Source organism: Arenicella xantha, from assembly GCF_003315245.1.
Lineage (GTDB): Bacteria > Pseudomonadota > Gammaproteobacteria > Arenicellales > Arenicellaceae > Arenicella > Arenicella xantha.
In genome coordinates this window covers 1295825-1316239 of the sequence record NZ_QNRT01000002.1, presented here as the reverse complement: position 1 = coordinate 1316239, position 20415 = coordinate 1295825, and the positions used below count along the sequence as shown (strand labels likewise).

The 20415-nt window shown below is 47.6% G+C and carries 22 protein-coding genes and 1 tRNA gene; 14 read left to right on the top strand and 9 right to left on the bottom strand.

Annotated elements, in window-relative coordinates; genetic code table 11:
- Positions 1–249: 249 nt before the first annotated feature.
- From DFR28_RS11550 to DFR28_RS11540, 3 genes are all read right to left on the bottom strand, one after another.
- Positions 250–1383, bottom strand: coding sequence for a 5-(carboxyamino)imidazole ribonucleotide synthase (locus DFR28_RS11550; protein WP_113954459.1), 1134 nt, complete (start codon positions 1381–1383; stop codon positions 250–252).
- 2 nt (positions 1384–1385) lie between these two features.
- Positions 1386–1862: a 5-(carboxyamino)imidazole ribonucleotide mutase gene (gene purE / locus DFR28_RS11545; protein ID WP_113954458.1), complete on the bottom strand. Its 477-nt coding sequence runs from the start codon at positions 1860–1862 to the stop codon at positions 1386–1388.
- A 130-nt stretch (positions 1863–1992) separates the two neighbouring features.
- The gene (locus DFR28_RS11540; RefSeq protein ID WP_113954457.1) at positions 1993–2340 is read right to left on the bottom strand and encodes a hypothetical protein; all 348 of its coding nucleotides are present in this window, start codon (positions 2338–2340) and stop codon (positions 1993–1995) included.
- A 153-nt stretch (positions 2341–2493) separates the two neighbouring features.
- On the opposite strand from DFR28_RS11540, the gene DFR28_RS11535 reads away from it, so the two are divergent.
- A complete protein-coding gene (locus DFR28_RS11535) occupies positions 2494–3294 on the top strand; it encodes a glycosyltransferase family 2 protein (RefSeq protein WP_113954456.1) in 801 nt (266 codons plus the stop codon).
- Positions 3295–3343: 49 nt separating this feature from the next.
- Here DFR28_RS11535 and DFR28_RS11530 read toward each other — a convergent pair whose 3' ends face one another.
- Entirely contained in the window at positions 3344–4258 is a 915-nt protein-coding gene (locus DFR28_RS11530; RefSeq protein WP_211316968.1) for a histone deacetylase family protein, read from the bottom strand.
- A gap of 217 nt (positions 4259–4475) precedes the next feature.
- Between DFR28_RS11530 and DFR28_RS11525 the strand changes: the two genes are divergently transcribed.
- The 6 genes from DFR28_RS11525 to DFR28_RS11500 all read left to right on the top strand — a co-directional run bounded on the left by DFR28_RS11525 (position 4476) and on the right by DFR28_RS11500 (position 10725).
- Positions 4476–5366 carry a bile acid:sodium symporter family protein gene (locus DFR28_RS11525; RefSeq protein WP_113954454.1) on the top strand — a complete coding sequence of 297 codons (891 nt, stop codon included), beginning with the start codon at positions 4476–4478 and terminating at the stop codon, positions 5364–5366.
- Positions 5367–5445: 79 nt separating this feature from the next.
- Entirely contained in the window at positions 5446–6699 is a 1254-nt protein-coding gene (locus tag DFR28_RS11520; RefSeq protein WP_113954453.1) for a DUF819 family protein, read from the top strand.
- Between the two features lie 46 nt (positions 6700–6745).
- On the top strand, positions 6746–7597 hold the full coding sequence (gene queF / locus DFR28_RS11515) for an NADPH-dependent 7-cyano-7-deazaguanine reductase QueF (protein WP_113954452.1): 852 nt from the start codon (positions 6746–6748) through the stop codon (positions 7595–7597).
- A gap of 145 nt (positions 7598–7742) precedes the next feature.
- A complete protein-coding gene (locus DFR28_RS11510) occupies positions 7743–9881 on the top strand; it encodes an ATP-binding protein (RefSeq protein WP_113954451.1) in 2139 nt (712 codons plus the stop codon).
- A gap of 11 nt (positions 9882–9892) precedes the next feature.
- Complete coding sequence (locus DFR28_RS11505) at positions 9893–10258, top strand: response regulator (protein ID WP_113954450.1); 366 nt, start codon at positions 9893–9895, stop codon at positions 10256–10258.
- Positions 10258–10725, top strand: coding sequence for a chemotaxis protein CheX (locus DFR28_RS11500; protein ID WP_113954449.1), 468 nt, complete (start codon positions 10258–10260; stop codon positions 10723–10725). Before DFR28_RS11505 ends, DFR28_RS11500 begins: the two co-directional genes overlap by 1 nt.
- Positions 10726–10736: 11 nt before the next feature.
- On the opposite strand, the gene DFR28_RS11495 is transcribed toward DFR28_RS11500, so the two are convergent.
- Positions 10737–11033, bottom strand: a complete 297-nt coding sequence (locus DFR28_RS11495) for a putative quinol monooxygenase (protein ID WP_113954448.1) — start codon at positions 11031–11033, stop codon at positions 10737–10739.
- A gap of 202 nt (positions 11034–11235) precedes the next feature.
- On the opposite strand from DFR28_RS11495, the gene DFR28_RS11490 reads away from it, so the two are divergent.
- Entirely contained in the window at positions 11236–11724 is a 489-nt protein-coding gene (locus DFR28_RS11490; RefSeq protein WP_113954447.1) for a CIA30 family protein, read from the top strand.
- A 17-nt stretch (positions 11725–11741) separates the two neighbouring features.
- On the opposite strand, the gene DFR28_RS11485 is transcribed toward DFR28_RS11490, so the two are convergent.
- Positions 11742–13199 carry a M20/M25/M40 family metallo-hydrolase gene (locus DFR28_RS11485; protein WP_211316967.1) on the bottom strand — a complete coding sequence of 486 codons (1458 nt, stop codon included), beginning with the start codon at positions 13197–13199 and terminating at the stop codon, positions 11742–11744.
- Positions 13200–13257: 58 nt separating this feature from the next.
- The gene (locus tag DFR28_RS11480; RefSeq protein WP_211316966.1) at positions 13258–14499 is read right to left on the bottom strand and encodes an MFS transporter; all 1242 of its coding nucleotides are present in this window, start codon (positions 14497–14499) and stop codon (positions 13258–13260) included.
- A gap of 209 nt (positions 14500–14708) precedes the next feature.
- Here DFR28_RS11480 and DFR28_RS11475 point away from each other — a divergent pair, with 209 nt between their 5' ends.
- Positions 14709–14954: a hypothetical protein gene (locus DFR28_RS11475; RefSeq protein ID WP_113954445.1), complete on the top strand. Its 246-nt coding sequence runs from the start codon at positions 14709–14711 to the stop codon at positions 14952–14954.
- 61 nt (positions 14955–15015) lie between these two features.
- On the opposite strand, the gene DFR28_RS11470 is transcribed toward DFR28_RS11475, so the two are convergent.
- Positions 15016–15492 (bottom strand): hypothetical protein, encoded by a 477-nt coding sequence (locus DFR28_RS11470; RefSeq protein ID WP_113954444.1) that lies wholly within the window; start codon positions 15490–15492, stop codon positions 15016–15018.
- Positions 15482–16288: a hypothetical protein gene (locus DFR28_RS11465; RefSeq protein ID WP_113954443.1), complete on the bottom strand. Its 807-nt coding sequence runs from the start codon at positions 16286–16288 to the stop codon at positions 15482–15484. Before DFR28_RS11465 ends, DFR28_RS11470 begins: the two co-directional genes overlap by 11 nt.
- Positions 16289–16655: 367 nt before the next feature.
- On the opposite strand from DFR28_RS11465, the gene DFR28_RS11460 reads away from it, so the two are divergent.
- From DFR28_RS11460 to DFR28_RS11440, 5 genes are all read left to right on the top strand, one after another.
- Positions 16656–16742: transfer RNA gene (locus DFR28_RS11460), tRNA-Leu, on the top strand.
- 296 nt (positions 16743–17038) lie between these two features.
- A complete protein-coding gene (locus DFR28_RS11455; RefSeq protein WP_113954442.1) occupies positions 17039–17224 on the top strand; it encodes a ribbon-helix-helix protein, CopG family in 186 nt (61 codons plus the stop codon).
- Positions 17225–17277: 53 nt separating this feature from the next.
- Positions 17278–17784: a DUF4365 domain-containing protein gene (locus DFR28_RS11450; RefSeq protein WP_113954441.1), complete on the top strand. Its 507-nt coding sequence runs from the start codon at positions 17278–17280 to the stop codon at positions 17782–17784.
- Positions 17781–18932 carry a hypothetical protein gene (locus tag DFR28_RS11445; protein ID WP_113954440.1) on the top strand — a complete coding sequence of 384 codons (1152 nt, stop codon included), beginning with the start codon at positions 17781–17783 and terminating at the stop codon, positions 18930–18932. The genes DFR28_RS11450 and DFR28_RS11445 overlap by 4 nt, the downstream gene beginning before the upstream one ends.
- 56 nt (positions 18933–18988) lie before the next feature.
- On the top strand, positions 18989–19678 hold the full coding sequence (locus DFR28_RS11440; protein WP_211316965.1) for a hypothetical protein: 690 nt from the start codon (positions 18989–18991) through the stop codon (positions 19676–19678).
- Positions 19679–20415 lie beyond the last annotated feature (737 nt).

Genomic DNA, 20415 nt, shown 5'->3' with positions numbered 1-20415 from the left:
GCCACCAAAATCAAAGCTTGCTAGCGTTTTGACTGCTATCTAGTTGTTATTTGGCGATCACAAATCAGGCATCGCAAGCGCTATGGCTCGAGTATTCCCCTACACTTCTTATGGCTAAACAAACAATCTATTGGGGCGTGATTTTACGCTAATTCAGTGGCGATGAAAGCCACTATTTTTGATCCTGTGTTTAAGTCATAAGTGGCGCGCCAATTTGCGTCGACGCGTAAGCCTATGAATCCTTGACCGTTAGTCTTCTAATTGGGCGATCAGCTGTTGGATAAATGGGTTTTTCCAAACAGTTTCGAGTTGTTGTAGGGCATTTAATAGCGCGGCTGCGTTTGCGTAGCGCAGGTTTAAATGACCGACCTTGCGCCCGGCGCGCGCGGTTTTTTGATAGTCATAAAGTTGGAATTGACACTTCTCGTCGCGCACACCGTCAGGGATTTCTCCTAGAATATTCAACATCAGCGTCGGGCCATCGGCGTCGGTAGTGCCTAATGGTAGCCCCGTGATTGCACGCATGTGGTTCTCGAATTGGCTGGTGACATTGCTGTCGAGCGTCCAGTGGCCGCTGTTGTGTACCCGTGGCGCTAGCTCATTAACCAGCAAGCCTTGCTCGGTTTCAAAACATTCCATTGCCATCACTCCAACATAGTCGAGGTGAGTCATGATTTTTGACAAATTGTCATGTGCCTGCTGCTGTAATGCTTCGGACACGTTTGACGCTGGTGCGAATGACGCGATTAAGATGCCACCTACGTGAACATTTTCGGCTAGCGGGTAAAATTGCATGCTGCCATCAATGCTGCGAACGCCGACGAGTGATACTTCGCGGGCGAAATGAATTTTTTCCTCAACCAGAACCGGTAGCGTCACGCTGGCTTTATTGAAGTCTCGCCACTGCTCGGCATCATCAATAACCCATTGGCCTCTGCCGTCATACCCTTCTGTTAGAGTTTTAATTACCAGAGGAAATCCAATCGAAGCTACTGCCGCGACGAATTCATCGTTGTTGCGCGCAACTTGATGTGGTGCGGTGGGAATCGCTAAATCGTCAAGTAGTTGCCGCTCGTTCTCACGATTTTGACAAGCCACTACACTGGCTGTATTAGGGCGAACCGGGTAATTTGTACTGAGTAGGGCAAGTAGCTCGCTGCTGGTGTTCTCGGTTTCAACGGTTACTGCATCGACGCTATCCAGTTCGGCTAAAAGGGTCGCGGCGTCCGCCGAAGACTCATGTCTGAGGACCTCGCCGAGACCTGCTACTGGGTCGGTAGATATTTCTGGCGTAATTACGAAAACGCTCGGCAAATTCAGTTTAGTGCCCGCTTCTGCCAACATTTTGGCGAGCTGGCCGCTCCCAAGAATAACAACTGACATAATTACTCGACTGCGGTGGGGACTGATTCAGTTTGCGCTAGACGCCAATCTTTCAACTTGTTGCGTAGCTCGGTATCCGACACGGCTAGGATTTGTGCTGCCATAAGACCGGCATTAAATGCGCCGGAATTACCAATTGCTTGCGTCGCTACGGCCACGCCTTTGGGCATTTGCACAATGGATAATAGGCTATCAAGGCCATTTAGGCTCGCCGACTTAACCGGTACCGCAACTACTGGAATCCACGTCATTGCTGCCGCCATTCCGGGCAAATGTGCGGCTCCGCCAGCACCGGCGATAATCACCTCAATGCCATTGTCTTCGGCAGATTTAGCGAACTCGACTAAGCGGTCAGGTGTTCGGTGAGCTGACACCACGCTAGTCTCGTATTCAACGCCCAAGTCGTCTAGCGGCTTAGTGGCAAATTGCATAGTAGGCCAGTCAGACTGTGAGCCCATGATAATGTGTACTTTGGCCATGGTGAATGGTCGCTCTCGACAGGAGGGTCGAATAAAAGGCCGTATATGATAGTCAACTCCGTTTCAATTGACCACCGTGTGCGAGCACTCTAATGAATTTATTTGGATTTGGTCCGCGTGCGGGGGTATTTCAGAGCGCTGAGTTTTTGGGCTTTTCGAAAAACACATAAGACGTTGAGTAATCGCTGAACTCGAAATAGACTTTCCCTTCGCCGTTATCGACCTTGCCGTTAAGGTTGGCGTCTAACACGCCGTATCCAAATCGATAGGGGCGCGGGCTCTCACCTTTGGTCGAAATAGCGGTAGATAGTTTGTCAATTTCCATAAATCGACGCACGAGTCGCTCGCCAGCATATATCTCGAGCACGCCGTCTGTGCCAGTCCAGTTTTGGATCGCGCGGCCGAATTTGTTTTGAGTTTCCTGTGTGCAGGCTGAAACGGCTAACAACAGAGAAACAACGACTAGAATTTTTTTCATAATTGGAGTGTGCAGTTTGATCAAAGTTGATTTGAGCGATGAATTCTGTCAAATATTAATTTCAATGATACTCTTTCGACATTAAGGTTTTGTGGTTTATTGATTGGCTCGAAAACATGGTTCTAATACTATGGTCATACGGCCAAAAACATTATGAATAATGATCTAGTTAGTGTGATTGTTCCAGCTTGGAACGCGGCGGCTCATATCGCAGAGTCGTTGGAGTCGGTGTTAACTCAAACTCATGCTAACCTTGAACTTATCGTGATTGATGACGGGTCCAATGACCAAACCGCGGATATCATTCGAGCATTTGCTGCGCGCGACACACGAGTGCTGGTGCTAGCGATGACATCAAATTCAGGTGGGCCAGCCGCGCCTAGAAATTTAGGTATGAGGCATGCAAAAGGAGAGTATTTGGCGTTCCTTGATGCCGACGATATCTGGCATCCTGATAAATTATTGCTGCAGCTAGCGGTATTACATAAACACGGGCTCTCGTTTGTTTCAACTGAGCATCAGGCGTTCGTAGGTACTTTTGCTGTTCAAATGCCGCCTCACGTTAGCGCATTGACTGTTGAGTGGAATTCGCATGCGCGCTTGCTGAGGAAGAATAATGTAACAACATCAAGTGCATTGATGCGAACCAGCGATATTGGGGAGCTTAGATTCAATGAGGCGCCACGTTATAGTGCAATCGAAGATTACTTAATGTGGTTGTATTTGCATCAACAAACTTCCTTTTCAAGCGCTATTCTTACCAACCGATTGGTCTACTATCGACGTCGCTCGGATTCGCTCTCTGCGTCAAAGCTCAAGATGGCTCAGAAAATCCACATGCTTTTGCGAGAATATCGAATCGATGGCAAGCCCCTAGGTTGGCGACGGTTTTTCTACTTTGGTACTTATTTGTTTATGGCGATGAAGACTAGATTGATACGCAGTGGTACTTAGTTTTGATCAAACTATCCAAGCGGTAGGCGCTATCTTAGCCTCAATCTGCTTAGCTTGAGCGCAAACGATGGGCTTCTTCGACGACAATGGCATGGCGTCGAGCGAGTGCGACTTCGTCGTCATCATAGCCGCCACCAATAACCGTGGCGATGGGAATGTTGGCGGCCATCGCGGTCTGCAATACAAATGCATCTCTGCGACGAATGCCTAACTCGCTAACGTTCAGCAAGCCGAGTGGGTCATCACAAAATATATCGACCCCCGCATCGTATAAAATCAAGTCAGGTTGAGTTTGCGATATGGCTAGCAACAGGGTGTCGCAAACCGCTTGCATATACGCATCGTCAGATACCTCAGGTAGCAGACCCACATCTATGTCGCTCACTTGTTTGCGTGCAGGGAAATTCTTCTCGCAATGGATCGAGCACGTTGTGACTTCTGGCGTGTTTTGCAAGATGCTAGCCGTGCCGTCGCCTTGGTGGACATCACAATCAAAGATTAGCACTCGTTGGACTTTTTTCTGCGCGACTAATGTTAAGGCGGCAACTGCAAGGTCGTTCAATACACAATACCCTGAGCCGAAGTCTCGGTGGGCATGGTGTGTGCCGCCGGCAAGGTGACAGGCAATTCCGTGGCGTAAGGCAAGCTGTGCAGTTAGCAACGTGCCGTTTGGTGAGATCAACGTGCGTGTCACCAAGCCTGGTGACCACGGTAGCCCCAAACGCCGAAGTTGCTTGTCGCACAAGTTGCCGTGGATAAAGTCATTTAAGTATTGCTCGCTATGCGCCTGCTGTAACACGTCTAGTCGTGCTCTGCCAGGTCGGTATAAGTTGTGGCTACTAAGGATTTTTTGTTGCTTTAGATGTTCGACTAGATAGCGAAACTTTTGCATTGGAAATCGATGCCGCGTTGGGAACTCATAACTGTAGAATGGGCTGGAGACTAACGGTAACAGTGTGGACATGTGAACCTATGAGGCTGAGCAGTGCGCGCGACAGAATGAATAATAACGTATGCCACGTTAAGCGCTTTCAAAATAATTTCATTTGCCCAGCTTGGTATCACTTGTAACACAAGGCTTGCCATATTTGTCTGCGAGCTAGCAAGACGATTACGATTAACTCGCAAGCTTGATCAATGGTATAAACGTGTCTTGGATTATTCGGGCTGAGAGGCGATTAATGGGTGAGTTGTTTTTAAAGTATGAATATGGGTTGGCTGCGTTTCAATTAGTGTTTGCCATGCTTGGCATGGGCGCAACGTTGTCTGTTAGTGATTTCAAAGATGTATTGCGAGAACCTAAGTCAGTGACTTCGGGTACGCTGATGCAGTTGTTACTGGTGCCGGCGATTGCGTTTATGTTCATCGAGGCCGGTGCACAGACGGCGGGAATAGCGGTTGGCATTGCGCTTATTGCTTCGATACCGGGCGGTACGACTTCTAATATATTCACTTATATGGCACGCGGTAACGCGCCGCTTTCGATTTCAATTACTGGTATTACCACGCTAGCCTGTCTGATCACCACGCCGTTGATTCTATCGATTCTGGTCACCGAACACCTCCCGCCAGGCTTTAGTATGCCTACCGAGCAGATCATAAAAGAAATTGGTTTTACGTTGTTGTTGCCGCTGTGTATGGGCATGGTAATTCTCAAAGCTCTGCCGCACTACGCGGCTTGGATATCTAAGTGGTGTATCCGCGCTTCGATACTAGCGATTCTACTAATCGTGATCGGTTCGTCGTCTGCCGGTCGCTTAGATCTAGACGCTTTTGGACAATCCAATACACTCTTGCTATTGGGCTTTTTTGCCGTGATCGCGCTGGTGACTTGGTTGGTTGGCGAGCTGATAGGTTTTTCCGAGTCGGACCAAACGGCGATAGAAATGGAATTAATTGTGCGCAACATTAATCTGGCTGTATTGCTTAAAGCATCGTTATTTCCGATTGTTGTCGGTGCTGACAATTCGCTTGGAGATCAGGTTTTTCTGGCGATTTTGTTGTACGGCGCAGTGCAGCTACTAATGGCTGCTGCGCTCATTGTTTGGCGCCGCCGTTCATCTCGCGCCTAGAGATGTACGCTGTTTTGCCTCGCTAATTGTTACTACGATAAAAATTGTGCGGCGATAGTCGCGCTGATAGGATACGCCGATGGAAACTTCTAATGCATTAATCACCAACGATGCGGTGGTATTTGGCCTGTTGATGGCTATTCTCGCCTTCGTATTTTGGACCTCGAATAGCGCCAACTCGAAACTTACAAAGTTTTACAGCATCGTGCCGATGCTGCTGCTGTGCTACTTTTTACCGTCATTGCTTTACACTTTCGGCATTGTCGATGGTGAGCATTCGCAGCTGTATTTTGTGGCCTCGCGATATTTACTACCGGCGTGTTTAATTCTCCTAACGCTGAGTGTCGATCTCAAAGAAATAGCACGTTTGGGATACAAACCGGTGGTGATGTTCTTGACCGGTACTGTTGGGGTAATTATTGGTGGGCCGCTCGCGATCCTATTGGTATCAATGGTCAACCCCGAGTTAGTTGGCGGTGCCGGCCCGGAAGCGGTCTGGCGTGGCATGACAACAGTAGCGGGCAGCTGGATTGGCGGTGGTGCAAACCAAGCAGCCATGTATGAGGTGTTTAGTCCGTCCAACAGTTTATTTGGCATCATGATTACCGTTGACATCATCGTGGCTGAAGTGTGGATGGCGCTGTTGTTAATCGGTATCGGTAAGAAGGACAAGATTGATAAGTTCTTTAAAGCTGATTCAAGTTCGGTTACTCACCTCCAAACCAAAATGGAAGCTTTCGGTAAAAGCATTGAGCGTAATCCGAGTGCTAGCGATTTGATGGTGATGTTGGGCATTGCGTTTGCGGCCACGGCATTCTCGCACTTTTGTGCCGATCTTATTGCACCTTACTTAGAAGCTACTGCGCCGGGGCTGAAAAAATTCAGCCTTACTTCAAAGTTTTTCTGGTTAATTGTTATCGCAACGACGATTGGCGTTATCTTATCGTTCACTAAAGTGCGCAGCTATGAAGGAGCTGGGGCATCGAAAATTGGCACAGTGTTTATCTTTATTCTGGTTGCTACCATTGGTATGAAAATGGATATCCGCACGCTTGCAGATTACCCAGGCTTGTTTTTGGTTGGTGGTATCTGGATGCTAATCCATATTATATTGCTGGTCGTGATGGCGAAATTAATTCGCGCACCGTACTTCTTTCTCGCAATTGGCAGCAAAGCGAATATCGGTGGCGCGGCCTCAGCACCGGTGTTGGCCGCGGCATTTCATCCGGCACTGGCGCCAGTAGGTGTGTTGTTAGCCGTGTTTGGCTATGTGCTAGGTACTTATGGTGCGTGGTTATGTGGGCTGTTAATGCAAGCTGTTGCGCCGGTTTAGTCGGCGACAGCATAGCTTAGTGCAGCAATCACAATAGACGCCACTGATGACTCAATATTCCGATAAACCTGAGCTCAACGCTCTTACGCTGGGGCAAGCTACCGCCTATGTCTCTGCGTACACGCCGAGCTTGCTGCAGGCTGTGCCACGGCAGTTGAATCGTCAGGAACTGGGTGTGGTTGAAGAGCAGCCGTTTGCTGGCGAAGATGTATGGCACGCCTATGAGCTGTCTTGGTTGAATCCTCGAGGTAAGCCGATTGTCGCGCTCGCACGATTTAGCTTTGCTGCGAGTACCGTGAACTTGGTGGAATCGAAATCGTTCAAACTCTATTTAAATAGTTTTAACCAATCACGCTTTGAATCGCATGCTGCGGTACGTGAAGCACTGCTGCGAGACCTGGCTAATGTCGCGGTCGGCCCTGTCACGGTCGAGCTGATTGCTCCTGATGATGTTCAAACGCTGGTCACCATGCCGTTGCCGGGTAAGTGTATTGATGAATTAGACATCGATATTGATGCGTACCAATTGGCACCTAATGTGCTGAGGTTGCGCGAGTCTGACGCGGTGGTTAGCGAAACGCTGCACAGTCATTTATTGAAGTCTAACTGCCTGATTACCAATCAGCCAGATTGGGCCAGCGTTATCATCGAATATCAGGGCGCGCCGATAGATCATGAGTCATTATTGCGCTATTTGGTTTCGTTTCGCTTACATAATGAGTTTCACGAACAGTGTGTGGAGCGAATTTATATGGATATTTTGAATGTGTGCCAGCCAAGCAGGCTTGCGGTGCAAGCACTGTATACGCGCCGTGGAGGTCTGGATATTTGCCCTTTTCGAGCCTCCAAAGCGAACCAAGGCGTTGTCAGCCCGCGGCGACGGATTAATCGACAGTAATTAGGATCCACGCTTCGATTGTTGCTGGCTATTTTCCGAGTTGTCTGCGCGCCGTCATACACTTGTCATGTAAAGCATCGAGAATCCCCCCAAGATTGGTCTTTTGGCTTGGGTATCGTCACGTCCGTGGCAGGGGTAGTACGTAGTGTTGTTAAACCTATTCGGTAAATACCGTTTTCTTGTTGTATCGATTGCGCTGTTTTTGATTTTTGACTTAGGTGTATTGGTATTGAACTTTTATACCTCAGGAAAAATCGCGCAACAAACGGAACTCATTAATTTGGCGGCACGCCAGAGTACTTTGAGCCAACAGATGTCGAAAGCGACGCTGTATATCAAGTCACAAAAGCTGCAACAATGGGTGTATCAAACCGGATTGGAGGAATTACGAGAGCATTATCGAACGTTTGGCGAAACGCTTGACGCGCTCACTAACGGCGGTGCCACAAGCTCGCCGGAGACTGGGGAATTAATTCAGATTGATGCCGTTGTTAGCAGTGAAGGGCAGCGACTCCTCGCAGCAACTAATCAACTATGGACGGGGTTTGATGCAGTGTTAGCGCCATTAATGGTTGATACTCTTATTACTGATCAAGAGATTTTACCGGCATCTGAGTTTATCGCCCGACACAACCTTGAGCTGTTCAAACTGATGACCGCGTTAACCGATCACTTTAGTCATCAAGCTGAGTCTCAAACGACGTTGTTGCGGCGTGCACAGGTAGTGGGGATTAGTTTAGCGACGATCAATTTTTTTGTGATTCTATTTCACTTTCTTAAGCAGTTGCGAACGCGTGACCGACGTCTCGAACTTAAACAACAGGAATCGGAACAAATTTTAGCCAGTATTGATGATGGCGTATTCTTAGTTGATAAGCAGTTTCGAATTGGCCAACAATATTCTTCACGAGTAGCTGAAATATTTGCTACTGAGCGGATTTCCGGTCGACGCCTCGGCGGGTTTTTACGCCACTATGTGTCTGACAAAATGGCACGCAACGCATTGGATTATGTTGCATTGTTTTTTAAGGATCACGTAAGCCCTGATTTGATCGCCGACATCAATCCACTCAAAGGGGTTAAAACCTCGATTACCCATGCCGATGGAAAACTAGTCGAAAAATATTTGGATTTCACATTTTCTCCGTTGCAGCAAGACGACGGCAGCGAGGTATTACTGGTGACGGTGCAGGATATAACCGACTCAATCTTGTTGCGCGAACAAGCCGAGCAAAGTGAAAGCCGAGTGCAGGGCGAGTTAGCTATGTTCTCGCAGGTGTTGCCGATTCGGGCGGCTGAGTTACAAGGCTTTATCGATCAAAGTCTTGAGTCATTTTCCAGTATTAATCAAGTGCTCAAAGCTCACCGCAAGCAAGACGATAGTGACCCGCATAGTTTAGAGCAGATCATGCAAACCGCACATAAGGTGAAAGGCGACGCACAAGCAATTGGGCTGAAATTGGTGGGCGATCGTGTGCATTTATTTGAAGATAATGTGGCGCTGCTACTTAAGACTGCGAACCGTCGGCCGTTGTCTGGCGAAGACATTCTGCCATTAACTGTTGAGCTTAAGCAGTTGGTAGAGCAGGTCGAGTTGATCGAGGACTTCTGCTCCCGCTTAAAGAATTATGGCATTCAATATGAGCGGCTTGATGCAAGGCATGATGACACCGTGCATCAGCCCGCGATCAATGAGCGATGGCGTGGCTTGACGTCTATGGCGAAAGCGTTTGCTAAACCACGTGACGTAGATGTTTTGGTGAATTTTCGAGGGTTTGATCAAGCTCTCGATATCGAGCTTGAAAACAAACTTTACCCGATCGCGGTCCAATTGATTCGTAACAGTATTGCGCATGGGCTTGAAGCAAAACCCGATCGTTTGATGGTCTGCAAACCAGCCACTGGGCGTATCGACTTAGCGCTTAGTCATGATGGGCACGGTCGATATCGCTTTGTGATTGAAGATGACGGTCGTGGTTTCGATTATGCGTTGATCCGCGAGCAGCTAATCAAACAAGGTGATGTTGCGCCGGAGGCTGTTCTTAGCTTGTCGAATAGTGAGTTGATAAAGTGGGCGTTTAGTAGCCGCTTTAGTACACGAGAGGTGGTCGATTCGTTGTCGGGGCGAGGAATGGGCTTGCCGCTGGTTTGGCAATTGTCAAAAGAGCTTGGTGCGCGTTTGAAGGTGCGTTCGGTAGCGGATGAGTTTTCGCAGTTTGTGTTTACCTTTACTTGGTCCTCCGAGCCGTCCACAAATGGTCTGCTCGCGGCACAGGTTGCTTAGCGGAGTTCGCATTGAAACTACTAATTGTGGATGACTCATTGGTTATTCGAAACAAGATCAATCGTGGCTTGCTAACCCGATTTGAAAAAATATCGCGTGCTGAAAATGGCCATCAAGCGCTTAAACTGGCTCAGGCCGAGCAGCCTGACTTGATCACCATGGATTTAACCATGCCACATATGGGTGGTGTTGAGTGCATTCAGTCGCTGGTTAAAATGTTGCCGCAGGCGTATATCTTAGTGATCTCTGCCTTGTCGGACAAAGCAACGGCTATTGATGCACTAACCTATGGTGCTAACGGTTTTTTGTGCAAGCCGTTCACCGAAGATGAGTTATGCAGTGCGATTGAGCGTGTGCTCGCAGTGGGGCGCCGATAATGCGAGACCAACAACAGATTGAACTTTTCTTGGCTGGCGTGCGTCGCTACTTTGAACACCTCAGTAAAGATTCAGAAGCATTACAATTAGGTGCGCCATACCTAGTGCGAAATCGCGAGAGCCTTGGGCTTGATTTAACTGGAATGATTTCGATTACCGGTCAGACCACGGGGTTTGTGTTCTTTTCCTCGTCGCGATCGCTGTTGAAGTATGTGTTACTAAGTCTTGGCGAATCATCGTTTACGGAAACGTATCTAGCGGACTTAGTCGGCGAAGTTGCCAATACCATTGCCGGTAATGCGCGCCGCGAATTAGGTCCAGAATTTCATATCTCGCCACCGCAGGTGATCATTGGTGAAATAGATAAGCACAATTTGAATCAAGCCCGTTTGTCTTATGTGTTGCCGTTAAAGTGGAAGGGCAATGCCGCGCAACTTATTGTGAGCTTGGATTCATTCGAGCGCTAGTCGGCCTTAGCTTACATCTCGACTGGCTCGGCGCGGTAAATTTTCATCTCTGGCGTTGTTTGGCATAGTGCTCTTAGTTGACGTACAAAGTCGTTAGAGGCAGGCACGGCGAAGTGTGTTTGCAAGGCGGCGGTATCTTGCCACTCTTCGTAAAACACAATGCGATGTGGATTCTCCGCGTCAATTTGGACACTGTGCTGAATACAGCCCGGCTCAAGCCGCGAGCGCCGCACGTGCGCTAAGCTAAGTGCTAGCAATTCAGCAAGATTCTGTTCGCTGGCTTCAATTGCGCCCCATACAATGATCATCGTGTTGCTCCTCGAGTTGATTTCATGGTGTTGACTAACATTAGATCGGCTAACTACATCTATATAGCCGTGTGTGGGCATTGGTTTGGGTAAACCGTCGTTCGGTTGACACCGCCCTGCAAGTGGCTATGTATAGTAAAGATAATTAAGGTGTCTAACAATGACATACAACGTATCAACATAGGCCGATGTGGTGAAGCGAATGAGGTTCGATTTTGGTGCTGAACAAGGTGTGCTCGATTGGCGTCCGGTGTTTGATCAGGTTATGGGCGGGGAGTCGACGGGGCAACTTACTGTTAGTGCCGATCACCTGCAATTTAGTGGGTTGGTATCGCTGCAGAATAATGGAGGGTTTGCCTCACTGCGTAGCCCGACCGCAGATTATGATTTGTCAAAATTCCAAATGGTGACGATCCGCTATCGTGCCAGTGGGCAGTCATTTGCGCTTACGTTAAATCAACATGCCGAATATTTCAAACCGCGTTTTAAAGCAGTGTTACCGCATCGAGACGGTGAATGGCATACCGATACCATTGCGTTCGATGAATTTATGGAAGTGCGGTTGGGAGAGCGTTTGGCGGGTCGGCTAACCGAGCAGGCATTGCGCCATACTATTCGTGTTGGCCTAATTTCTAATGATAAAGTCGCCGGACAATTTGAACTCGATGTGGATTACATCGAGTTCAAATAGCTAGCCAGCGCGATTATCTATTCGTCGGCGGTGCTTGCTTCCGGCTCGTCTTTTTTAGTGCGGAATTCAACATCGGTTTCGGCGGCAATATAAACCAAGGCGGCGTAGGCAGCGATATTCTGTGCTAGTTCGGCCGGTTTGATTTTGTCTAAGGTGTCGTCTGGTGTGTGGTGTAGGTCGAAGTAGTCCATACCATTTTGATTTAAGCGTACGGTCGGCACGCCTTGCATGGCCATCGGAATAATGTCAGGTCCACCGCCGGGTACGTCGCTGCCACCACGGGCAATACCTAATGGTTGAATAACGCGACCAATTGCATCAATCACCGGATTCGCTTCTGCATTGACGTTTGAGACTAATTGCCAAATTGTGCCAGCACCGAAATCAGACTCGGTGGCCAGTACATGTTGGTCCAACTCGTCGGCATGTTGTTCGGCATAAGCTCTGGCGCCTAACAGCCCAACTTCTTCTGCACCAAACAGCACGACTCGAATCGTGCGTCGTGGTCGATGCGGTAGTCGCGCAATTAGTTCCGCTGCAGCGGTTGTGATAGCAACGCCAGCTCCGTCATCCACCGCTCCGGTGCCGAGGTCCCAGCTGTCTAGGTGACCGCCGATCAGCACAATTTCATCGGGTTTGTCGCGACCGACTAAGTCGAATACCACATTGCCACTGGATACTGAGCCTTTCCAGCCAGCGGTTGAATGTACGCGCATGCTCATGGTTTGACCCAGTTCATGCAGTCGACGCAAATGATCGGCGTCGGGGTTGGATACCGCGATTACCGGTATTGTTGCCCATTGGTCTTCTTTGCTGCTCATCATGCCGGTGTGCGGAAAGCGATGTGAGTCTGACCCTACCGAACGGATCACCAATGCTTGTGCGCCGCCACGTTCGGCATGTTGCCAGCCAACTCGACGTTTATGGTTGGCTTCGCCGTAGCCCGCACCGGTCTGGCTCTTGACCATGAATTCACCGTCGATAAAGGCAATTTTGCCTTTTAGCGAGCCGGCTTCAACCGTCTCGATGTCGTGAATCGATCGGAAATAAACAACTGGCGCGTCAATCGGCTGGTCGCTGGTGCCCGATCCCCCTAAGGCAGTTCCATATAAGGCTTGCTGATAGGGCGAGGTTAATGCAATTTGCAATTCGCCTCGGTCCCAAAATGGCATGCTGAATGGCTCTACCGATACGCGATCAAAACTCAAGCTCTCGCCGAGTTTTACGCCCCAGTCACGAGCTCGTTGTTCGGCTTCAGAGCCGGCGAGTCGAGGGCCGACTTCAGTGGTGAGTGATTCAACAATGTCAAACCCGAGTGAGCTGTTTAATGCGGTGTCAATTAGCTGGCTGGCGGTGTCGATGACATCGGCATCCACCGTGGCGGGCGGGTTAGTGTCTGATTGCGCGCTAGCAGCAGAAGTCATTGCCAGTATTACGCCAATGGCAAATACTCGCGGCGCATAAAAAAAGTTCATTCGATTCTCCAAAACAGATAGTTGGTCAAAATTGTATTATTGCGGGCCTGATTTTTTACTACGTATCCGCATTGAGTGGCGGCGTTGCATCAGCTGGTTTTAGCAACCATAGTGAAGCGAGCGCAATGCCAGCGAGAGCGGCGGACAAAATAAACGGTGCGCCAGGGAATGCCACGGCGACTGCGTCCGAAGTAAAATACGACAGACTGGTATTGTAAATGAGTGGCGCGGTTAGTGCAGCCAATGCCGCTAAACTACCGTTAAAACCTTGCAGCTCGCCTTGGCCATCGGTTGGTGTGCGTTTTGACATCATGGCGTTGATGCTTGGCATAACCATCGCTTGCACACCAATAAATAAGCACAACATCAAAGCAATCGTGGCACTGTCATTGAATGCGTAAGCAAGCATTGACGCCGCCGCCGCTAATAATCCGATCATGGCTGTGATGCGCTCACCAAACCGCTTGACCATACGCCCTAGCAGCAACACTTGAACTAACGCCATTGAAACACCGACTAAGGTTAACGACAGGCCCACCATCTTGCTGTCCCAGCCATATTTGATTGGCGCGAAGTAGGCCCAGCTGACTGGGTAAATATTCGTGCTGGTAACCCAAATGAAGTAGATCAAGGCGATACCTAGCACTCCTGGCAACTTACGTAGACTAAGTAATGCGCCAACCGGATTGGCGCGGCGTAATGAAAAGCTCCGTCTGGAGCTCTCGGGCATGGTTTCCGGAAACGCGAACCAGCCATACACAAAGGTGACTGCGGCCAGTGCGGCGGCAACAAAGAACGGGGTTCGTGTACCAAACTCGCCGAGTAAACCACCAAGAGCGGGGCCAACCATAAAGCCAATACCGAATGCTGCACCGACGGAGCCAAACCGCTTAGCTCGGTCCTCGACGCTGGAAATATCCGCCATCACGGCGTTGGCTGGACCGAATATGGCGCCAAGCGCGCCGGCGACCGCTCGACCAATGAATAGCCAAAGAATATTCTGTGCAAAGCCCATCAATAGGAAGTCAACACTGAAGCCAGCCAATGATAGTAAAAATACAGGGCGCCGACCGAAACGGTCGCCTAAATTGCCGACTAAAGGCCCCATTAGAAATTGAAATACCGCGTAAGAAGCGGCAATGAGTCCGCCGATCCACGTGGCTTCCGACAGGGTTACATTTTCCAGTTCGACGATTAGCTCAGGCAGAACTGGCATAATAATGCCGAAACCCATGGAGTACGCAAATACCGTGAGGAGGACAAAGCGCGAGGCATTTTTTTGTTTATTGGCGTCTATCACAAGGTATATCGTGGCGTTACGGTTCCGTGCTAACGGTTCCGGTAAAGGGTGAGGCTCGACTTTAACCAAAAAGCGCTATGACGTCTCAGTTTTTCGGCATATTAGAATCGGTTGGTATGTGCTACAGTTTTTTGGCGGTCTATTCTTTAGATTCGCAATAAAAGTAATGTTTATAAATCAACATCAAATAGGCGACTTGAGAGGCTTTGATGAAGCAAACACAAAATTGTACGACGATTTCGCGTATCCGTATTTTTCTTTTAGGGCTTGGTTTGGTTGGTGCGGCGGCTCTTACTGGCTGTGATGCACAGTCGGATCGAGCCGATTCGGCGACCCCGCTGGAGCGAGCGATTGAGCCGCAATTAGACGCACTAAAAAAAGCTGAGAATGTAGAAGACAGTTTGCAGGAACAATTAGACCAGCGCGACAAAGCCATGCGCGAGCAGGGCACTTAATGCACTCGCTGCCATTCTAAAACATCAACGTAGCGACTTAGCTTAAACTGACTGGAATAGCTTAAACTGACTGGAATAGCTGCCAGCACTTGAAAATGCCCAGTAATAGTATAATTCCAAGTGGCGTTAACAATATCAGATTGCCAATTAACTCATATTTGGCCTCTTCATCTGGGTCGTCGCTATCGGTTGAGTTTGGCTCGACCGTGTCGACTATAGTGCGATCTATGTCATCAATCGTGATTTCCAGCATCGAGTCAGGGCTCTCGATAGCATCATCGTGCTCAGGATAAAAGCCGACTAGCCCTACACAAACGGCAGCCAGCGCGGTAACGCCAACATACAAGAACTTCGCCCACTGCGCGTCGAGCGGATAGAAAAACAGCGCTAAAACAATCGCGGTAAATAATAAAGCTCCCGCAGAGTAGCCATACTGAAAACCGTACTTAACCCATTTGGTGGCGATGAGTAAAAACCAAACACAAAGCGCCCACCACAAGAATAAAACTCCGCCCCACCATTCGATTTCAGTCAGCATGGCTGACCTCGGGAAATTCATCTTCGATGTCAATTTCGCCGTCAAGCTCAGTGATCACTTGCGATACGTAAAGGAGTGGAAGCCCGACCAACAGAATCACGGTTAAGCCAACCCACAACCATAAACCTTTAAACAGTAAAATGGTGACCAGTCCGAAGATTCCGCCTTGCAATAGGCCCTTGCCCACAGCTCGAAGTACCAGTGATGAACGTAAAAGCTCTTCGGGCGAGCTTCCTGTGTCTTTGGCGGCTTTGCCTAAGTCTCGCATTAACGCCACCATTTCTTGCGCATCAGCTTGCTCTTGCTCACGTTGCTGGAGTAAGCGACGGATTGAAATAGGCTTATCGAGTGGGGCTTGCTGCAACTCTTCAGGACTCGCCGCAAACTCAGAATCAATGACGGCAATAGAGCGTTCGACGCGTTTAAATAGCGATTTCGGGTTGACCATGGAGCCACTGACGAAGTGCGCGCGATGGTATTCGCCAACTTGATCGTTAAACACCTCAATCGCGGCACCTTTCATGCCGGCCTTGAATAATGGGTGCAGCATCTCTAGTGGTAGATCCTCTGAGGTACTGCTGTCATAGTCCAGGCGGATAAAGTCCGGCTGCGCGGTGACTCTTTGATTAAACCAAGAATCTCCCCATTGACGAGGCAGCTTCATTTTAAATTGATTGGCAAATAATTGTGCTTGAGCTAAATCTCCCTCTTTTAGTTTAAGGAACATAAGCAAGCATGTTTTGTGACTATCTTCATGGTCGAAAAATAGTAACAAAGTGTTTGTGTTTTGAGACATAAAGACTACCCTGGTCGTGCCTGATTATACGCTTGTAGGTAACCCGGTTCCGCTTATTGAACCTATGGATTAAGCTAATCAGGTACTAGTCGATTGTTATTATTGGCGGATTATCTGAGCTTTGTTTTGAATTTGCAAATGGACACCTTTTGCCTATGCGGTGTCAAATTTTGTCAGCGATGGTAAGCCCCTGATTTTGGCTTAAAAGCTGCGACTAGCGGGTGTTTGACGCTATACATGGATGGTTGAAAATCATAAGCAATCGTGGGCTGTTACACGTCATTTAACGATCTAAAAACTTTCGCTTTTAGCCTCTCGGTCGGCACTATATAATCTTAGTCCGTGCTCGTTCAACGATACGATAATTGCCCAGGTGGTGGAATTGGTCGACACGCTAGCTTCAGGTGCTAGTGGCCGTATGGTCGTGGAGGTTCAAGTCCTCTCCTGGGCACCACTCTTAATGCTGATTCAAGGCTGAAACGTAGAGAAATCAAGGCTTTTAGCCGTGATGATGTGGGTTGAAAACCGCGATTTATGCCCGTGTAATAGTCCCAGATTGTGCGCTGAAACCAAAGCTTCAGAATGACACCAAGGCGGCACAGCGTGGGTTTTGGCGACTGCCCGAAAGTGAGCGTGTGCCACCGTGGGAATGGCGCAAGAATAACCGTAAGTAATCCGCCTTTAAAATCCCTTCGACCAAAGCCCCCAAATCCGTTACAGTATAACGCGATTTAGCTTAGGGGCTTCACCGTGGATAAAACCGCCACACAACGACAACAACGATACCGGGAACAAATCGCCAAAGGCGAGAAGAAACGCCTTCAGGTGGTACTTGATCGTGAAGAAGCCGACAAGCTGGACAATATTTGTGCAGCCGAGAACTTAACAAAAACCCAGTTTATTAAGCGAGTTATAAATCAATACATACATACATAAGAATTAACTTCTGGCTCGTTTTCTAACAATAACAATCTACTCTACTAAGTAATATGGAAATTAGCGCACGAAAAGAACAATTTAGTATTGCTTATATTGAGGCAATAGCCGCACGTCTTGGCTTGAACCCGTCTGTAGACCGCGTAGATATAGACAGTGTAGATTTACGCCTTTCAGCCGATAATTTCAACGTAGCAGGTAGAGTAGTAAGAAATCCACAAATCGAAATTCAACTTAAATGCACTTCTCAAGATATAGAAAAAGACGGTTCGCTTAAATTTAAATTACCCGTTAAAAACTATAACGATTTGCGGGGTGAAGATATTACAAGCCCACGCTATTTGATGGTGCTGATTGTCCCAAGCAAACCAGAAGAGTGGATCACAATCAATTCGGACAATATGTCTTTGTCATATTGCTGCTATTGGCAATCACTGCGCTTCTTCCCTGAGACATCAAACACATCCAAAGTTACGGTGCAAATCCCCACAAGCCAAAAGATAACGAGTGAATCGCTTCTCGATCTCATTGAGAAAGCAAGTAAGAGGGAATTCATATGATCCCCGACAATCTTGTTGATTCGATCCACTCATTAAAACCAGATAGCATCGCAAACTATTTGAGGTCTTCCGGCTGGACGGAAAGTAGCCTTGATGAAAATATATCTTTATGGCACCGACCGGAAGAAGAATTCGAGTCATTTGAGCTTCTACAGCCGCTCACAAAGAAATTTCGTGATTACTCACAGCGTGTTTTCGAATTAGTAGAGAGTTTGACCAACTTTGAGAAACGAGCGTTTGAAGAAGTACTTGATGAACTGAGCAACTTCCATGCTGATGTCGTGAAAATCCGTGTTTCGCATGACGATGTTGAAAGTGGTTCAATACCACTTGATGATGGTGTAAGGCTATTTGAGAAAACTCGTGAACTCTTTGTATCAATTGCCAAGTCCACTTTCAGTAAGAAAAAGTATTTTGGTGGTGGAAAGCTTTCAGAGGAAATAGCGAACTATCTTGACACCATCCGACTGGGGCAAACGGAAAGAGGTAGTTATATAGTAAATTTAATTGCCCCTATCGAACTTATCCCCCAAGATCAAAATGATTTCGACAAAGTTAGTGTAACCCGGTCAGTCACTAAAACACTTGCAAGAAGTCTCACAGCTATTGATTCGTCTATCAACGACTTCAAGTCAACCAATAGCCTAACTGCGTTTGATTCTGCCGTTGAGAAAGGCGTCAGCGCAAACCTTTGTGATGCAATACTTGGTTTAAGTGGCGATCAAAGAAGTAGAAATATTAATATTTCGATCTCATTATCTCAAACTGAAGAACTATCAGAAGAAATTAAACTTACTCACCGATTTGAAGTAGACGCATTACCTTATTTGGAAAAAGCATCTGAGTACTACAAAGACAACTATGTAATACCAAATAAGACAATCTCTGGTCTTGTGATAAAGCTCACTCATGAGCCTAACGAAGACAGCGGCACCGTTGTTATTGATGCAATGGTAAATGACCGACAAAAGAACGTCACAGTGGAATTACCCATTGACGAATACTGGCAATCGCACCGCGCCCACAAAAGGCAACAACCGGTCGAAGTTACAGGCGATTTACATGTTACTCCAAAAACTGCCAAGCTGCTGGATGGCAGGAACTTCAAAGCTTTCGGCGATAACGATTTATTTCCAGATCAAGAATAGCTTTTAAAAGAAAGCCGGTAGAAATTTATGTTCAATGAAAAATAACAAGGACAGGCGTGTTAAGTATTTTTAGGGTCGGTGTGGTTACCTTTGGGGCTATGAGAGCGTTTAATCTAATTTCAGGAGGGGTTATTTCCAAGATTCAAAGCTCGGGTAAGTCATTCTTTGAAGGACTAAATGACCGCTTGCCTATTGGTGACACTAGCACCCCATATCCGCTAAGACCTACTATTTATGCTGAACCGATGGCTGAACTGTCACCTCAAGAGTTAGTTTCTAGAGGCTTTCTAGGCGGCGATTGGGTTGCCTTCTCTAGTATGGGGGCATCAACCTACTCCATGCGGTCAGGATATTTGTACAATACGAAAACAGGTCAAGGGTATGATGTTCATCATAAGAAACTATACGGCGATGATTATTTTGGTAATGGTTCAAGCCCGAATACCATAAAGACAGTGCGGGCTCGGGTTCTTCATCTTGATCGTATTGGGAAAATAACTGGAGCGGTCGGTACAAACTATGCTGTTGTAGACATGATAGCTGATCCGTCACTGCAGCATTCAGCAAACCTTGGTGCATCCGCTATTGGATATACTGGCCCAGTTGGCGCAAGCTTTTCGGGTGCTTGGACCGGCGGCTCACTCATCTATGATAATAATCAAATCGAAATTTTAGATGCCATTGAACATTCACAAAGACCTGGAATACGCGATTTTAGCGCATTCATCTCGCCGAAAGATTGCTAGATTATGATGAACTTATTTTTTCTTGGCGGGTATTACAAGGGATTACTCAATTACAACCAGTCCAAATTCAGTACAGACGTAATTTTTGCTAGGTATGCGCTATGGTCGCCTTTTTACCTTATTTTGTTTTTAATTTGTAATATCGTTTTTTGGCTGAATAATTTTATTTTTTACACTACCGGACAAGACTATTTATACAACCTATTTATTACGGTCGATAATGCGAATAATGTCCTTGGTTTTTCCCTTGCATTAGGGAGCTTTGCTTTGATTTGGCCTTGCCTCTGGATGATGTTTATATATCGCAGAAAATATGTAGGTTTAGTGGTGGCTAAGAAAGCTCAGCTTAAAAGAGCTAGCAGACATGCGAATATTCTGTACACTGCGGTTGTTTTTCTTGCACTCTTAGCGGGATATTTTTATGCAAGTTTAAGAGGTGTATCGTGGTCATTTTGAACATAAAATAAGAGGGACCGGCATGTTAAGGAGAGATATTAACTTGATTTTCCGATCGCGAATTGCGAGTAAATATACTTGTCTGTCGCCCAAAGCTCAGATTTTCTGAGTTCAAACTCGATAAATCCAGTGTGTTTGATATGGCTAGGCGAGTGTCGTTCTCGCCACTGGCGATTGGATTGGTTTGGGACTAAGTTTGCTGACTAGAGCAGTGAGTTTGTGGCGGGTATGCGTTGATAGTGTCGATCCGAGTAAACTTGCCTTACCATGATCTCAGACCC

Coding starts and splice junctions, on each gene's coding strand:
- DFR28_RS11550 (WP_113954459.1), bottom strand. CDS start 1,383: ATGTCAGTTGTTATTCTTGGGAGCGGCCAGCTCGCCAAAATGTTGGCA.
- purE (WP_113954458.1), bottom strand. CDS start 1,862: ATGGCCAAAGTACACATTATCATGGGCTCACAGTCTGACTGGCCTACT.
- DFR28_RS11540 (WP_113954457.1), bottom strand. CDS start 2,340: ATGAAAAAAATTCTAGTCGTTGTTTCTCTGTTGTTAGCCGTTTCAGCC.
- DFR28_RS11535 (WP_113954456.1), top strand. CDS start 2,494: ATGAATAATGATCTAGTTAGTGTGATTGTTCCAGCTTGGAACGCGGCG.
- DFR28_RS11530 (WP_211316968.1), bottom strand. CDS start 4,258: ATGTCCACACTGTTACCGTTAGTCTCCAGCCCATTCTACAGTTATGAG.
- DFR28_RS11525 (WP_113954454.1), top strand. CDS start 4,476: ATGGGTGAGTTGTTTTTAAAGTATGAATATGGGTTGGCTGCGTTTCAA.
- DFR28_RS11520 (WP_113954453.1), top strand. CDS start 5,446: ATGGAAACTTCTAATGCATTAATCACCAACGATGCGGTGGTATTTGGC.
- queF (WP_113954452.1), top strand. CDS start 6,746: ATGACTCAATATTCCGATAAACCTGAGCTCAACGCTCTTACGCTGGGG.
- DFR28_RS11500 (WP_113954449.1), top strand. CDS start 10,258: ATGCGAGACCAACAACAGATTGAACTTTTCTTGGCTGGCGTGCGTCGC.
- DFR28_RS11495 (WP_113954448.1), bottom strand. CDS start 11,033: ATGATCATTGTATGGGGCGCAATTGAAGCCAGCGAACAGAATCTTGCT.
- DFR28_RS11490 (WP_113954447.1), top strand. CDS start 11,236: ATGAGGTTCGATTTTGGTGCTGAACAAGGTGTGCTCGATTGGCGTCCG.
- DFR28_RS11485 (WP_211316967.1), bottom strand. CDS start 13,199: ATGAACTTTTTTTATGCGCCGCGAGTATTTGCCATTGGCGTAATACTG.
- DFR28_RS11475 (WP_113954445.1), top strand. CDS start 14,709: ATGAAGCAAACACAAAATTGTACGACGATTTCGCGTATCCGTATTTTT.
- DFR28_RS11470 (WP_113954444.1), bottom strand. CDS start 15,492: ATGCTGACTGAAATCGAATGGTGGGGCGGAGTTTTATTCTTGTGGTGG.
- DFR28_RS11465 (WP_113954443.1), bottom strand. CDS start 16,288: ATGTCTCAAAACACAAACACTTTGTTACTATTTTTCGACCATGAAGAT.
- DFR28_RS11450 (WP_113954441.1), top strand. CDS start 17,278: ATGGAAATTAGCGCACGAAAAGAACAATTTAGTATTGCTTATATTGAG.
- DFR28_RS11445 (WP_113954440.1), top strand. CDS start 17,781: ATGATCCCCGACAATCTTGTTGATTCGATCCACTCATTAAAACCAGAT.